Below are 15,020 nucleotides of genomic sequence, written 5' to 3'. Positions count from 1 at the left end.
TTCCATACGTAGAAGGCCAAGCACTGAACATCACTACAGCAATACTTAGCTCATCATTGCAGGCATTTTTGCGCTCAACTGCCCCTTTAACTCTACCGCAGCACCCGTTAAGGCAAAGCCACGCAGCTCTCCGCTATCATCCACAAATTCTGCTTTGATATTGATACCTTCACCCATTATCTTCCACTGCCCAGCAAGGTCACGAGGCGGAGGACAAACCACGGTTGGACAAGCTGGCGTTTTAATGGTCACCGGCATCACGCCGTAACTGACTGACTGCCGAGGCTCGCCGGCTAAATTATTGGCCAGTACTTTGGCGCATTGATTGAGTGGTTCAATATAGTAAAGCAGATGGCCATCCACTTGTGCACAATCACCCAAGGCATAAACATCGGGCGCCGATGTTTGTAGTTGGCGATCCACTAAAATTCCACGCTCGGTTGCCAAAGCAGCTTGCTCGGCCAGCTGCACATTGGCGCGCACGCCTATTGCGGAAAGTACAATATCGCAGTTAACTTCAGCTCCATTACTGAGTGTTGCCGTTAAACCTTCGCTATTGCGATCGATTTTCTCAACCACCGTATTGAAGTGGTGTGTCACACCAAGTTTCGCTAAACCTTGCTGTACCGCATAGGAAGCCTCAATGGGCAATAAAGTGCCCAACACCCGATCCATCGCCTCTACCGCTTCGATGTGGTAGCCGCTTGCCGCTAAATCATTGGCGTACTCAGAACCAATAAGTCCGCCACCAATAATCAATACCCTCGCCTGTCGGCCAAGCCCAGCTAAAGCGGTTCTAAAACGTTGGTAGTCTAATAAATCATTTACCTGATACACCCTATCGAGCGCATTGCCCTGCAAAGGCGCCTGTATACATTGAGCACCAAGGGCCAGTACCAGCTTACCGTAAGTAAACGGCTGTCCATTTAGCGCCGGTCCTTTTAACAATAGGGTTTTTGACTGAGTATCAATGGCTTCAACATGACTGAAAATACGAATATCCGCACAAAGTTCCGCGGCCATTTGTTCGGCCGTTTTACTTAGTAGATCTTGTGCAGTCTTAGCTTTGCTAAAGCCTGTCGACAACAAGGGCTTGGAATAATAAGCCCCGTCATCTCGGCTGATCATGACCAAAGGTGTACGTTGATCTTTTTGTCGCCATTCACGCACCAGCTGATAGGCCGCCAAACCCGTACCAATAACAACCAGTGGTTCGCGGTTGTAATCGATCTCGTAATCACTCAATACAGCTATAGCCGATTCTTCTTGCTCGGCGGCAGCCGATACCAGCTGCATTTCGAAATCATCTTTACCAACACCACACTCAGGGCAAACCCAGTCATCTGGAATATCCTCCCAGCGAGTTCCAGGGGCAATACCATCCTGGGGCCAACCTTTCGACTCATCGTAAACCCAACCACAGACAATACACTCCCAAATGCGAAAGCCATCGGATGATTTTGAGCTACTTTCATCAGAGCCATCGTCATTATTGCCTGCGCTTTTATTTGAACTGCCTGCCAATGGCCCAAAGGCTGCACCTTGAATCACGCTCGCCGAGCCCTCGGTCTTTATATTGGTAACACAGATATTTGCAGAAGCCGTTTGATGCGGATCACTCATCCCAGCAAATTGATTGTGGGCCTGTCCTAAAGAGTCGCTGTCGGCAGGATAAAAGCCGCTCTTCGGCGCGCCGCAATCTGGGCAAGCCCAAGCCTCTGCTAGATCCTCAAAAGCCGTGCCCGCGGCGATACCATCAGCCAAGCAACCTTGTGCTGCAAGGTACACCCACCCACATTCATAACATTGATGACAATCACTCATGCCATACCTCTTTCTTTCGAATGGTCATCCAATCAGTAATTCTTCAGAGATTGGATTAACGCCAAGTAAAATCAGCGAAACCCCAAATGTTTTGTTTTCTCAGCGACAGGCAGTTATTGCTGCCTGGCAGTATCTCCACATACTGTGATGTTCTCAGCAACAACAGTCTCTGAGAGCTCCGGATACTTAAACGTAGGTTTGGATTGAACCATGGGGCGCATCGCAATTAATCAGATCAACACGCTTGCGCTGTATATGGTAACGACCATCAATTAAGCGCAGATGATACTGGCAGGTTCCAGCATACAATTGCTGCTGATCGCGGTAATACATGACGCACTGAAAATTACAGCTTACTTGGCAATCACCATTGCTCTCATCGAAGCTGGCAATCTGTACATTACCCAAAACATGAGAGCTTCGAATAGTAAAATCTTTTGAATGCGAGCGAGGGTTATCGTGGTGACGCAAACGAATTTCCATCAAATCACGATCATCATAAAAAATAGAAATATGATTGATCGGATCTTCTTGATCAGGAGTAACAGGCATCCAGTAGTCACCGGTATCGGTAAACAGATCAATCCACTGACGAATCTCCATTCGATCTAGAAGGCCTGTTTCGTGATACAAAAACTCTTCGATCTTTTTTAGCCCAGGGCGTTGATATTGACTCATTGTTATTCCCCTTAAGCTTTAATTTTTACGGCTTCAGTATTGGTCATTAACTGCAGCCAATACTTATATTGATTACGGAACGGTAGCTCACTGGAACCGGTCGCTTCGATTGAACCATCTTCCTGAGGTTGATCATGATCTTTTTGACGCTCCATGCTTACCCAGTCATGCCCATGACTGTGCAAACCAGCCTGTACACGCTCATAGACCTCAAGATCGTCAGCGCCCACAATGGAAGAAGGAGAATTGATCAGGCGCGAGTACAATAAGGTACGCTGCAACATTTCATCAGGAGCACCCTTAAGGCGAAAAGTATAGGTTTCAATATCCGTACGATTTACCGAAATTGGGCGTACCACACGTATAGCCTGAATCGCACCTTTAATGGTAAGCGAGGGGTAATACACCGTGTTATGGCGAGCGCAAGAAAAAATCTCTTTGGTTTTTTCTTTGCCATAGGCTGTTTCCATCGCATCAACATAGTCAGGCACCGGCGGGTAGGCACTGTGAATACTCACCTTATTTCCGGAGTAGCTATGACCGTTCTTGAAGACAACATGAGACATATCTTCAAAGAAGTCATAGGAGCTACCAAATGGGCCAAGAATATGAACCGTCTCGGGAACTTCACTCCCCTCAGGTAAATCTTGGGCATAGCCCTGACAAGCTTCGATGGCCGATTGATGGGTTGCCATTGGATGCATATTGTCGTTGAGGTTTTCGACAAAGCTCTTCCAGTTACAATCATGGCGATAGCGAAGTACACCACCGGCCATTTCCAACTCACCTTCAGGTGAACGCTCCACCATATTGTCGATTGAGGTTAAGGAATCACCAAAGTATTCGTGCAAGCCTTCGGCATTGGCATCGAGGTTTACAAACACAAAGCCATGATAAATATCAACCTGGGCGGCGGGGCGAAGATTATATTCCGGATCATCCGGAGCAAAGCCACTGGTTTCTAGTGTCTTGGTCGGCGGAGTTGCTAATAACTTGCCTTCGGTATCAAAGGTCCAGGCATGGTAAGGGCAACGAAAAGCCTTCGCACAGCCTTTTCCATCACCGACCAATTTAGCGCCTTTATGAGTACAGCGATTGTAAAACACCGAGATATTATCGTTTTTACGATTTCGCACCATTAACATGGACTGGGAGCCAATATTAAAGGTTTTATAATCGCCACCATTAGGAACCTCACTGGCATGGCCGGCAAAGATCCAGGTACGGCCCCAGACTCGCTCCATTTCCAGGTCAAAAATTTCCTCGTCAGTGTACACCTTGCGATGCACTCTGGCTGGCTCTACTAATTTTTCAATATCTTCTACGGAATAGCTCATGGGGCAACTCCCTATCTCGCTTCACATTAATTTCATTATTTTTATGGATTGCCAAGTGCTGTTACAAGCAAAGTGCTGTTATAAGCAAAGTGCTTTTACAGACTAAGCGAACCCAAACTTGAACCGCCACAAACAAAGAGAGTTTGTCCGGTGACAAAGCTGTTCTTTTCATCGGCAAAAAAGCTAACTGCTCTAGAAACATCACCTGGTAAACCTGTTCTTTGTACCGGAATACTGGCCGCCAGCTTTTGCATTTTTTCGCTGTTCTCTGGAATCACTTCATGAAACATTTCAGTCGCCGCAATAGGGCCCGGTGCCACAGTATTCACCGTGATGCCGTACTGACCCAGCTCCAGAGCCCAGGTACGCGCCATTCCCATCATTCCTGATTTCGTCGCAGAATAGACGCTGCGCGTTTGCAGACCTAAGGCGGCACGGGAGGTGATCAAAATGATGCGGCCAAAGCTCGCTTCTTTCATAGCCGGAAGCACCGCCTGAGTGAGGATAATGGTGGCTGCTAAATGTATATTGCTAACGTAATCGAGCTCATCAAGGGCGACATCTTCAATAAGATTGGCTTTGATGACACCGGCATTGTGAACGAAACGTGTCACATTAAACTGCTCAGCCACCTGCTCTGCTACCGCTTTAGTGGCTTCCCTGTCTGTTAGGTCTACAGCAATATTATGCAATCGCTCTTGCCAAGCTGGATTCTCAAGCTCAAGTGGGCGGCGAGCCAAATTGATGACCTGCATGCCCTGCTCTAAAAATTCAGCGCAGATGCTGGCACCAATGCCGGTGCTGCCACCGGTTACCAAAACACATTCTGTTTTACTCATAAATCACCACGGATGTATTCTTTTTTCATTTTAAAGGCTCAGCAACAAATACTGGTGCCTCAGCCTCATCCAGTTGCAAACTCAGCTCTACTCTATCGCCGCTATTCGCTATACTTTCTATTTCCAAAGCTTCTACTTCCGAACCGCTATTTTCCAAACCAGCATGTGAAGCGCTATGGGCATAAACGACAGGGCCCGCATCTAATTTGATGGACAATAAAACCCAAGGTAGTTGTTCTGCGTAGAAAGGCTCGAAGCTGTTATGTAGATCCACACGGGCAAGCACCTGGCCTTCAGCAGGACAGACTTGCCAGCTAAGGTCGCCACTCAAGCAATGGCCACAAACTTCTCTAGGCGGATATGAAAACTGTTGGCAACTTGAACACTGCTGCAAACGCAGTTCACCTTGCTCGGCGAAGGGCTTCAACTGAGCCCCTAGGTTGGTTCGTTTTGCGGGTGGTCTTTTTTTTGTCACTGGCATTTGCTTAGAATCAGCCATGATCATTGTCCTCCCGCTGTGTCAGATGTTGTCGACGCTAAAATGGCCGCAGAAGAACATAGGCCTCGATCATAATTAATCATGCCATAACCACTGACCATGGCATGGCGAGCGTCTTGAACCTGATTCTTTTCGGCCTGCCCTAACAATTGGCGAATACTCTCTACCAAACCTAAAAAGCCTGCAGCCGAGCCCGCCTGCCCAACGGACAGCTGACCACCGGAGGTATTGTGGGGCAAACAATTGTTGCCAGAGCTATAACCAAGATTATTACCGTCAAACGTTAAGGCTGTCTCTCTCACAAACTGCTTAGCTTCACCTTTAGCGCAAAAACCAAGATCTTCCATTTGCATCATGGAAATCACCGGGTAGTCATCATAGGTTTGCAGCATATCGATATCGTCCGGGCCGATATTCGCCTGCTGGTAAAGCTTATTCGCATAAAGCGTCCAGCCGGCACGATATTGAACCGGGTCATCTCGGTGAGCATGATGCAATTCGTCTGCAGCGAGAATGGAGACATAGGGCAAGCCCAAAAACTTGGCTCGCTCAACACTCATCATTAAAAAACCCTCACCCCCAGCACAAGGCATAACACAATCAAACATATGCACCGGCCCGGCAATTGGGCGAGCATTCAGATAGTCATCCATGCTCAAAGTTTTGTGGCCTAGCAAGGCCGTTGGGTAATGATTAGCGTTATAGCGCTGCGCGATTGCAATACGACCGAAATCTTCTCGAGTCGCACCATATTGTTCCATATAGTGCTGCGTAATAAGCGCAAAAGCCGCATTAGGGCCGCCAGCACCATATGGGTAAGAAGCATCGCGGGTAAAGGTAGAGAAGTCGGCGATTAAATCAGCGAAACTGCCTGCCTGATTGGTATCACCCCCGATACAAGCCACAATATCAGCATCGCCCATCTGCACCGCTCGGGCTGCGCGGCGCATTGCAATAACGCCCGATGCGCCACCAAAAGGTAACTGCTCTAAAAAGCGTGGACTGATATCGAAATGCTGGCACAAGCTAATAACCGAGTCGGGGCCAAGCGAAAAGCTGGAAATAGCCAAGCCATCGACATCGTCTTTATGAATACCTGCCTGTTGGATCATTTCGCCTAGGCTTCGGCCAATAAAATAGGCCGCGCCCTTTTCACTTTGTTTGGCGTAACCCACACTCACCGGACAAACCAAAGCTATGCCTTGATAACTGCTGGGCTGACTTTTAGCTTGCTGAAAATTCTGAAAAGTACTGCTCATCGCTTGCTACCTTTTTTCAGATGGCAAAGATCGAAGCAATTTTTTTCTTGCAAAATTTTAGCCCCCAGCTTTTTAATTTCACCGCGCTGAGGCTTGTTAGATGCTGTCGTAGGCAGTTTAGTAACAAAGCTGATGTAGCCTGGAAGTTTGTAATACACTAACCGTTCGCGAGCTCGCTCAATAATCTGCTCGGCAAGATCCTGATTCGCTTGCTCACCAGATTCGAGGATGATCAAAGCCATGACCTCATCACCACGAATTTCATCAGGTACGGCACATACGGCTAATTGATCAATAGCAGGATCTTGGCTTAAGGCCGCTTCGACCTCAAGCGCTGAAATATTTTCACCACTGCGACGGATGACATTTTTGCGGCGATCAACAAAGTGAAAGCTGCCGTCTTCACCTTGGCGCACTACATCACCAGTATGCAGATAGCCGCCTTCCCAAGCCTCAGCGGTTGCTTCAGGATTTTTGTAATAGCCAGAAAAGAAGCCCTTACGTGGGTTCTCGCCTTTAGCCCTTACCAACAATTCGCCTGGTTCACCATAGGCCACTTCTTGGCCTTGCTCATCAATCAGCTTAACTTCAATATCGTCTGGTAGCTTTCCAAAGCAACAGGTACCTACATGACGAGGCTCAGCGGCAGCAGTAATACAGCCCCCCGAACCCGACTCACTCATCGCCCAGCTTTCAATCAGCGGAAAACCAAAACGATCTTCAAAAGTTTTGTGGTGAGCAGGGTTTACACCAGCGCCAAAACCAAATTTCACCTTGATCTTAGATTCCCATTCAGCCTCATCAATATTGAGAAGAATCGCAGGCAAAACTCCCAAATAATGCACAATGCTAGCTCGACTTTCGGCCACTGATTGCCACCAACTACGAGGATGAAAACGATCCAATTGAATCAAACAGCCACCGCTCATCACCATCCCCATGGTCGAAACCGCCATGGCGTTCATATGAACGAGGGGTAAAGGGGTTAATAGGCGTTCCTTGCCAGGCTCTAGCTGAATGTAACCGCCCACAGTTTGATACCAAAGACCAAACTCTACAAAATACTCATTACTTAAGATACAGCCCTTAGGCTTACCGGTACTGCCCGAGGTATAGAGCAGAGCACATTCACTTTGGGAATCGCCCTGCTGCTGACTCGCTTTACTTTTTGCGGGGATTAAACTGCCGATATCGTGGGCGCTGCAAACGGCCAACTGCCCACCATTTAAAGTGGCTGCGCCTTGAATCTGTTCGATGCGCTCTGGAACCGCAACGGCCAAGCAAGATTCACTGTTTTCCAGTAGGTAAGCGATTTCTTCATCTTGCATATCACCGTTGATCGGAACAACGGACACCCCAAGAGCGTTAAGCGCAAACCAATGGACAAAGAAATCTGGGCGGTTCTCTAATAGCAATGCCACCCGGTGACCTACGCCATAGCCCGCTTCAGCATAAGCCTCACGCCATGGCTTAATCTGGGCATCCATGGCACTGTAACTTAGAGTAATTTCCTGATCACTATAGCTTTTGGCGGCACTAGCCGGGATATGCAAAAACTCACAGTTTGCATATTTCGCCACACTGGCCTGCCACTGCTGATATACGCTTGTCATGTGCATTCCTGTTTATTCTTATCAGGTTTTTATTGAGTACATGCTAACAGTACTGATGGTTCGTCAACCTCTCCACCAACAGCTGTCTTGCTGCTCATTTATTGGGTGGGCGAAGGGCTCTTAACAGTACTTCTTAAAGCTGTACTTTGCTAATCAGTGGTCTGCCTAAGAGCTATGAGCGCTATTTAGGCAGGGGCTTTTTCACATTAAACACACCATAACCCAATTAAATATGAATTGGAATATGTTTATATGTAAATATTTATTATAAGCGCTGTACCATTTATAGCCCGCAGCGCTTGATTAAGCTGAAAGACTAGCCTGTATTACCATCAGGCAGCAGGGCGCGGCTGCCAAGCAAAAGCAGTTAATGTTTCATTAAGCTATCGCTTTTATAGTCCCCCTGTCTTAAAGTCAGCTACTACTGAGCTTTTAACCCAATGATTTCACAGCATTAAACATATCGGCATGCATAATCGCCTTGTATCCCAGCACTACATTGCGCCTCTTATTGGCGGACTGCTATGGATAGCGCTCAGCGTTAGTCCAACAGCGGCCTATGCCCAGACCACAGCTGAGACCGAAGCAGAAACGCCAACACAGTCAGAGAAGCAAAATGCTGAGCGAGAGTCGTCAAAGCAAGAGGATACAGGTAAGCCGCCACCCGAAGGCGGTAAAACCATTTGGCTGGAAGAAAAGCTCAACCCTAGCACCCAATGGTTAGAAAAAGCCGTCAAACCTCTCACTCGATGGATAGAAAATCAGGTGCAGCTAGATCCTAAGGGCTCCCAAAAGCAGCGTACAACACGCCCTCAAGCCCAACAAAAAAGCCAAGCAACAGGACAAGGCAGCGCTGAAAACAGCCAGCAGAATATTCATCAAGGCAGTGGCCCGCGACTCAGCAAAGATCAAATACGCAAACTGGTAAAACAACGCTACGCGGGAGATGTATTACACATCAAATCACTAGCCAATGCTCGCTACCGAGTTAAGTTAATTAGCCAACAGGGCGTCATACAAATACTTTATCTCAGCGCCATCGACGGCCAAGAGCTTTCACCTTAGGACTATTATGCAAATTTTAATTGTTGAAGATGATCAAGAGTTGCAAGCCCAACTGTCTAGACAGCTGAGCAATAATGGCTTTCAAGTACAGCTGGCCAATGACGGCGCTCAAGGGCTGTATTTTGCGACTGAATTTCCCATCGACCTGGCCATTATCGATTTAGGATTGCCACGCATTGACGGCATGAGTCTAATAGAGCGCTTACGCGAAGAGGAATTAAGCTTTCCCATCCTAATCCTCACCGCGAGATCAAGTTGGAAAACTAAGGTTCAAGGCCTAGATGCTGGTGCAGACGATTATTTAACCAAACCTTTCGAGCCCGAAGAACTCACGGCACGTGTTAACGCCCTATTACGACGCTCCACCGGTGCTAATCGCAAACGCTTGAGTAATGGCCCCTATCAATTAGATATCACTGGCAATGCTTTTTTTATGGAGCAAGAAGAGCTGGAACTAACCAGCTTTGAGTACCGACTGATGGAGCACTTTATGCTCAACCCAGGCAAGATCGCCAGTAAACCACTATTGCTTGAGCGTCTTTACGATGACCCTGTTGATGAAAACAATAGCAATGTGCTGGAAGTTATCATCGCTCGCTTAAGAAAGAAGCTAGACCCTGATGGTAGCATTAAGCCCATCGAAACCTTACGTGGGCGGGGCTACCGCTTTAAGCAGCTGGCCGATTAATTATGTCGATCGCCGGGCGCTTGTTTGTCATTAGCTTCCTGATACTAGGCTTTATCGCCCTAGTGGTTGCTATTGGCTTAAGTAAAGCCCACAGTCTTAGCGTTGAAACATTGATTCGCGAGCGCCTAAAGCTCATCAATTACAGCCTGCTTAGCGAAGCCGACAATTACAATGGTGAAATATACCTACCCGCCGAAGTCAATGATGAGCGCTTTAATGAACAGGATTCTTTTTTGCTGGCACAGGTCTATGATGAGCAAGGCAACTTAGCATGGCGCAGTATTTCCACAGCCAACCACAGCATTGAATTACCTCAACCTGAGGCCGGTCAATGGCTATTTGGGCTGGCGGTTGATGAGCAAGGGCAAAACTACTACAGCTTGAGTTACGGCACTAGCTGGCCAGATGAATTTGGTCGCCACAGCCCATTTGTGTTTAGCGTACTAGAAAAAGCCGATGAGTATCAAAGCCGACAGCGTAATGTCTATTGGATCATTACCATTAGCACCGCCTTGGTTTTGCTTACCCTACTCGCTTTACAATGGCTCATTGTAAAACTAAGCCTGAAGCCATTAGCCAAGTTAAGCGGCGATATTCAAGCTTTAAACAGCGGCAATAAAGGCAAGCTGGAAAAGAATTACTCTAGGGATCTTAACCCAATGGCCTTAGATCTTAATTTGATGATTGATAACGAACGCCGGCAACGCCAGCGCTACCATGACCGCATGGCCGATCTATCTCATAGCTTAAAGACACCGCTATCCGTTTTACGGGGCTTAAGTCATGAAGCGGAAGAAGAGCTGATTGAGAACAAACAACTCAGCCAAAGTATGAATAAGCAGCTTCGACGTATGCGCGACATTGTCGACTATCAGTTGCAACGAGCGGTTACCGGTGACCAGCAAGCGAGCTTTGTGGCTGTGCCTATAGAGCAGGAAGTGAGCGCCGTACTAAAAGCGTTACACAAGGTCTATTTTGATAAAGGGATAGAGAGCACGCTGAAGGTAGAACCAGGCTTATCGGTGTATGCCGACGAACAAGATATGGCCGAGGTATTTGGCAACCTTTGTGATAACGCCTTTAAATACGGCTGTAGCAAAGTAGAAGTTAATGCCTGGCGTGATAAGTCAGCATGGTATTTTTCAGTAAGCGATGACGGCCCTGGCATTCCAGAAACTGAGCGGGACAGCATTTTCGAGCGCGGTGTACGCTTAGATAGCCAAGCCGAAGGGCAAGGTTTTGGTTTAGCCTTGGTAAGGGAAATTTTGGCCTCTTACCGAGCGGATTTAAAAATAGAGCATAATCAGTGGGGGGGAGCAAAGATACAATTGAAGTTTCCTCGCAATATTCGGTCTAGCGAGTAAATGGAGGGTTTCAAGTGGATAGACGAGTTTGGCAAAGGATTATCAGTTTAGCCTGCCTTATCAGTATTAGCGCATGCACCAGTGTAACTATCCGCCCCAATGGCGGTGAAAAGTTACATACTGAGCCTAGTTATGTCGACAGCAAACCCTTTTACTTATTTGGCCTTATTGGTGAGCATACCGTAGATGTCAATGAGGTATGTGATGGCGCTGAAATTGAACAGATGCAAACCGTGATCTCCAGCAATGATTACTTGCTCAACATTATTACGCTATTTATTTACTCGCCCAGAACAGCGAAAGTATGGTGCCGTTATGAAGAAGCTTAATTCGATAGCGCTGCTGCTAGCTGCAGGCACTTTGTTAAGTGGCTGCAGCCGTATTAACTTTGTGCAATATGAGCAAGAAGGCAATACCCAGGAAGAAAGTCGCTGGCATCACACCACTATGAATGGCTTGATTGAACTTAGCGCCCCATTGAATCTTTCCGAGGTATGTCGGGGAAAAGCTTGGAACTATGTAAGCACTGAAACCAGCTTTAGTAACTGGGCTGTGAGTTTGTTGAATCCGGCTGTTCCATATGTAGTGCTTTATTCGCCTAGAATAAACCGCGTGCAGTGCTTTCAGGTGCCAATGGCAAACGCCAAAGATGAAGAAGAAAAGCCAGCAAGCCCCTAGGTTTAAAAAACAAAACTTCTGATTTGTCGACTGTGAGAAATCCAGCTTTTCGGCAGGACTTTGAATAAACCTTTATCCATCTTAGTAGTTAGAGGCATGCAGCAAGATACCGATAAAACCTGGATATAGCCTTGTGCACAAGGTCGGAATTTTAGGGTTTTGTGCCTCCTGACCAGACTCTAGCTTGGAACAGTGCTTTTCCGTTCCAACGCTGCGCGGATTCGTAACATCCAGTTGCTCACCCTACGGGCAAGCCCTATTCTGCTCCAAGCAGAATAGTCATGCAGCCACCCGTTCCATGGATTCGCGCCGTCCAGGCGCTCAGCCTTTGGCCAAGCCCCAAACTTCTCCAAGAAGTTTGGTCAGGAGCCTAGTCACTACAAATCACTGCTCCAAGCTAGAGTCTTACTTCTATGGATTCTGTAATGAACTGTATTTATCAAGTGCCTAAAGCTCGCAATCTGAGATGGATATTATTTGCATCTCATAAGCCGGAATAGTCCAAATTGGCAGCTGCCACTCTTACGCTCCAATCTAAAAAATAACTTGCTTCTAATTATAATTAAACAGCTTTTTTCTGAAAATCATCAACAAACCAATAACCTTCCACACTCGTTAATGTTTCATTCAGAAAAAATTAATTTTGGGTTTAGTTAAGTCACTTAAAGTACCTCACATAAACAAACACATGATATTCAACCAGTGAGGACTGTATGAAAAACTTAGCTAAACTTGGAACACTAACCGCTTGTGTACTATTGGCCAGCAATCTTGAAGCAAAAGATGCGGTTGATCCAGGACAAGCGGATAACACTTGGGTAGTCGGCATCGGCGCCGGTGCCATCAATAACCCATATGCCGGTGAAGATAATGAAACGATTGTTATCCCGCGCATTCGTTACAACGGTGAACGCTTCTTCTTTAATGAAAAAGGGCTGGGTCTAAACTTATTCACTCGTAGTGAGTGGAGTGGTGGTTTGATTGTTCGCGGCGACGGCTCTTTTTTACATGATGCCAAGGAGTTTCGCTCAAACCCGAAGCTTGCCGGCTTGCGTGAACGCGATATTGCGATTGAAGCAGGCTTATACATCAACCACACAAGCGATATGGGTCGTTTACGATTCACCGCCCTAAATGATGTTAGCAATACCCATAAAGGCCAAACCGCTGAGATTGAATATATCTTTGATATGGAATATGGCGATTGGCATATCAACCCTTATGCCGGTGTAAGCTGGATTAGTGATGATAAAGCCGACCATCACTTTGGTGTTCGCGCCAATGAAGTGACTGACAGCCGTGCATTATACAAGGCCGATAGCAGCTTTAGCTTTAACACCGGGGTTAGCGGCCGTTACAGCTTTAATAAAAACTGGGACTTTACCTTTAATACTGGCTACAGCCGCTTGGGCAGTGGTATTACCGACAGCCCGATTATTGAAGATAAAAACATCTACTATGGAACAGTCGGTGTAAACTACAACTTTTAATTTGTCCTTTTAAAGATATCGCTAAAGGTATTGAAGGTGTTGATCGTGAGGCAGTTCATTTTGCCTCACTGTCGATACCTCTTAGCTTGTACCCCCTTTGCATATTTTTGCGCTTCATAGATAATCAACGACCATAATAATTTAACAATGGTCAGCCCCATGAATCGACGCACCTTTGTACTGAGCTCCGCAGCCGGCATTCTGAGCTTTCACCCACTTATGCAAGCAGCAAAAGCCTCACCACAAGGTCAGTGGTTAGCTCCTGCAGCAGCATTACCCATTAACATCCAAGAAATTTACCCTACCGTACACCAAGGGCGCTTTTACGTCGCCGGCGGTATTGCATCGAAGTTGGGTGTGCCCTACTTTAGTAAAGCTTGCTACAGCTTTGACCCCGCAGCGAATCAATGGCGTGAAGAAGCCGAACTCCCCCAAGCTATGCACCACGCCACCCTAGTGAGCAATGGGGAAAGACTGTTTCTTTTTGGAGGCTTTCATGGTGGCTATACCCATATTTGGCGCATGCAAGATAAAGTTTACGAGCTGATAAAGGGAAAGTGGATTGAAATCGATGCCCTCCCAATGCCACTGGCGGAAGGTGTTTTAACCCAAGCACCAGACGGTGCAATTCACTGGGTGACAGGCCAAACACCCAAGGCCACAGCCAATAATAAACGCAGCGATCACCATGAAATTCACCAGCATTATCGCTGGTCACCCGAAGATATGCAGCGGCAGGAGCTAGCTCCAATTCCTACCGCTCGAAACAGTGCGACCGGTGCCTGGGTGGGTGAACAATTAATTATCACCGGAGGCCGAACCGCCAAGGGAAATCTAGCCAATACTGAGATATTTGATCTAGCCAGCGGTAAATGGCGCGAAGCGATGCCGCTACCCTTGCCTCAAGCTGGCAGTGCCTGCGTAGCTGTCGATGACGGGATTATTGTTTTTGGTGGTGAGATTTTTATCCCACAAGCGAAGGTTTTTAAAGAAGTCTGGCGTTATTCACTAAGCCAGGATAGCTGGACTGCCCTTCCTGATATGCCGACGCCAAGACATGGGCTTGGCGCTGGGCGCTTTGAAAACGATATCTATGTTATTGGTGGTGCAATTGGTCCAAGTGGAGACGGAACCAGCAATCTCAATGAAGTATTTCGCTTATAAGTCTGACTTTTTATCGGCCATATCTTCTAATCGACGATCAAGCTTTTCTAACACTCTAAATAGATCTCGATATTCAGAAACATCTAAAGCCTGCAGCAGCTCTGCCTCCCAATCCAGCGCGGTTGGCACAATAGAGTGATAGAGCTGTTGCCCCTCTTCAGTTAAAGAGAGGTAGTAAACTCGGTTATCTTGCTGATCCTTATTTTTTGTCAACAAGCCCTTATCTTCTAGCTGTTTAACACCGCGAGAAACCTTAGATTTATCCATTAAGGTTATTTCGCCAATCAGTTTTGAGCTAAGGCCTGGCTGCTCACCCAAACGCGCCAGAATCCGCCACTCAGGAATGCTTAAGCCGAACTCTCGGTTGTACACCCAGGAGTAGGTATCACTCACTCGCTTGGCAATGTTCACCAAACGAAAAGGCAAAAACTGATTAAGAATCAAGCTCGGCTCTTTTTCTAACTGTGCTTCTTGCAACATGGCTTTTGGCAGCTTGTCTTTTTCCGACGAACTCATGTAACG

15 protein-coding genes are annotated in these 15,020 nt (G+C 47.0%); 7 read left to right on the top strand and 8 right to left on the bottom strand.

What is annotated here, in order from left to right; all coding sequences use genetic code 11:
• Positions 1–45 precede the first annotated feature (45 nt).
• The 7 genes from Q1A41_RS02605 to Q1A41_RS02575 all read right to left on the bottom strand — a co-directional run bounded on the left by Q1A41_RS02605 (position 46) and on the right by Q1A41_RS02575 (position 8,049).
• On the bottom strand, positions 46–1,824 hold the full coding sequence (locus Q1A41_RS02605; protein ID WP_299974303.1) for an FAD-dependent oxidoreductase: 1,779 nt from the start codon (positions 1,822–1,824) through the stop codon (positions 46–48).
• 186 nt (positions 1,825–2,010) lie between these two features.
• A complete protein-coding gene (locus Q1A41_RS02600; RefSeq protein WP_299974300.1) occupies positions 2,011–2,502 on the bottom strand; it encodes an aromatic-ring-hydroxylating dioxygenase subunit beta in 492 nt (163 codons plus the stop codon).
• An 11-nt stretch (positions 2,503–2,513) separates the two neighbouring features.
• Positions 2,514–3,839 carry an aromatic ring-hydroxylating dioxygenase subunit alpha gene (locus Q1A41_RS02595; RefSeq protein ID WP_299974297.1) on the bottom strand — a complete coding sequence of 442 codons (1,326 nt, stop codon included), beginning with the start codon at positions 3,837–3,839 and terminating at the stop codon, positions 2,514–2,516.
• 95 nt (positions 3,840–3,934) lie between these two features.
• Positions 3,935–4,678, bottom strand: coding sequence for an SDR family NAD(P)-dependent oxidoreductase (locus Q1A41_RS02590; protein ID WP_299974294.1), 744 nt, complete (start codon positions 4,676–4,678; stop codon positions 3,935–3,937).
• 25 nt (positions 4,679–4,703) lie between these two features.
• Positions 4,704–5,177 (bottom strand): zinc ribbon domain-containing protein, encoded by a 474-nt coding sequence (locus Q1A41_RS02585; RefSeq protein WP_299974292.1) that lies wholly within the window; start codon positions 5,175–5,177, stop codon positions 4,704–4,706.
• A 2-nt stretch (positions 5,178–5,179) separates the two neighbouring features.
• Positions 5,180–6,436, bottom strand: coding sequence for a thiolase family protein (locus Q1A41_RS02580; RefSeq protein ID WP_299974290.1), 1,257 nt, complete (start codon positions 6,434–6,436; stop codon positions 5,180–5,182).
• The gene (locus Q1A41_RS02575) at positions 6,433–8,049 is read right to left on the bottom strand and encodes an AMP-binding protein (RefSeq protein WP_299974287.1); all 1,617 of its coding nucleotides are present in this window, start codon (positions 8,047–8,049) and stop codon (positions 6,433–6,435) included. The genes Q1A41_RS02580 and Q1A41_RS02575 overlap by 4 nt, the downstream gene beginning before the upstream one ends.
• 468 nt (positions 8,050–8,517) lie before the next feature.
• On the opposite strand from Q1A41_RS02575, the gene Q1A41_RS02570 reads away from it, so the two are divergent.
• From Q1A41_RS02570 to Q1A41_RS02540, 7 genes are all read left to right on the top strand, one after another.
• Complete coding sequence (locus tag Q1A41_RS02570) at positions 8,518–9,114, top strand: hypothetical protein (RefSeq protein WP_299974284.1); 597 nt, start codon at positions 8,518–8,520, stop codon at positions 9,112–9,114.
• Positions 9,115–9,121: 7 nt separating this feature from the next.
• Positions 9,122–9,802, top strand: coding sequence for a response regulator transcription factor (locus tag Q1A41_RS02565; RefSeq protein ID WP_299974281.1), 681 nt, complete (start codon positions 9,122–9,124; stop codon positions 9,800–9,802).
• A 2-nt stretch (positions 9,803–9,804) separates the two neighbouring features.
• On the top strand, positions 9,805–11,166 hold the full coding sequence (locus Q1A41_RS02560; protein WP_299974278.1) for an ATP-binding protein: 1,362 nt from the start codon (positions 9,805–9,807) through the stop codon (positions 11,164–11,166).
• A 14-nt stretch (positions 11,167–11,180) separates the two neighbouring features.
• Positions 11,181–11,495, top strand: coding sequence for a Bor family protein (locus tag Q1A41_RS02555; RefSeq protein WP_299772164.1), 315 nt, complete (start codon positions 11,181–11,183; stop codon positions 11,493–11,495).
• Entirely contained in the window at positions 11,482–11,844 is a 363-nt protein-coding gene (locus Q1A41_RS02550; RefSeq protein ID WP_299974276.1) for a hypothetical protein, read from the top strand. The genes Q1A41_RS02555 and Q1A41_RS02550 overlap by 14 nt, the downstream gene beginning before the upstream one ends.
• Before the next feature lie 713 nt (positions 11,845–12,557).
• Complete coding sequence (locus Q1A41_RS02545) at positions 12,558–13,334, top strand: MipA/OmpV family protein (RefSeq protein WP_299974273.1); 777 nt, start codon at positions 12,558–12,560, stop codon at positions 13,332–13,334.
• Between the two features lie 159 nt (positions 13,335–13,493).
• Positions 13,494–14,498: a kelch repeat-containing protein gene (locus Q1A41_RS02540; RefSeq protein WP_299974270.1), complete on the top strand. Its 1,005-nt coding sequence runs from the start codon at positions 13,494–13,496 to the stop codon at positions 14,496–14,498.
• Here Q1A41_RS02540 and Q1A41_RS02535 read toward each other — a convergent pair.
• Entirely contained in the window at positions 14,493–15,014 is a 522-nt protein-coding gene (locus Q1A41_RS02535; protein ID WP_299974267.1) for a MarR family winged helix-turn-helix transcriptional regulator, read from the bottom strand. The two genes, Q1A41_RS02540 and Q1A41_RS02535, sit on opposite strands and share 6 nt — an antisense overlap.
• Between the last annotated feature and the right edge of the window lie 6 nt (positions 15,015–15,020).

Source organism: uncultured Pseudoteredinibacter sp. (assembly GCF_947502065.1).
Lineage (GTDB): Bacteria > Pseudomonadota > Gammaproteobacteria > Pseudomonadales > Cellvibrionaceae > Pseudoteredinibacter.
The sequence above is the reverse complement of the archived record's forward strand: the minus strand, read 5'-3'. Positions and strand labels throughout refer to the sequence as shown.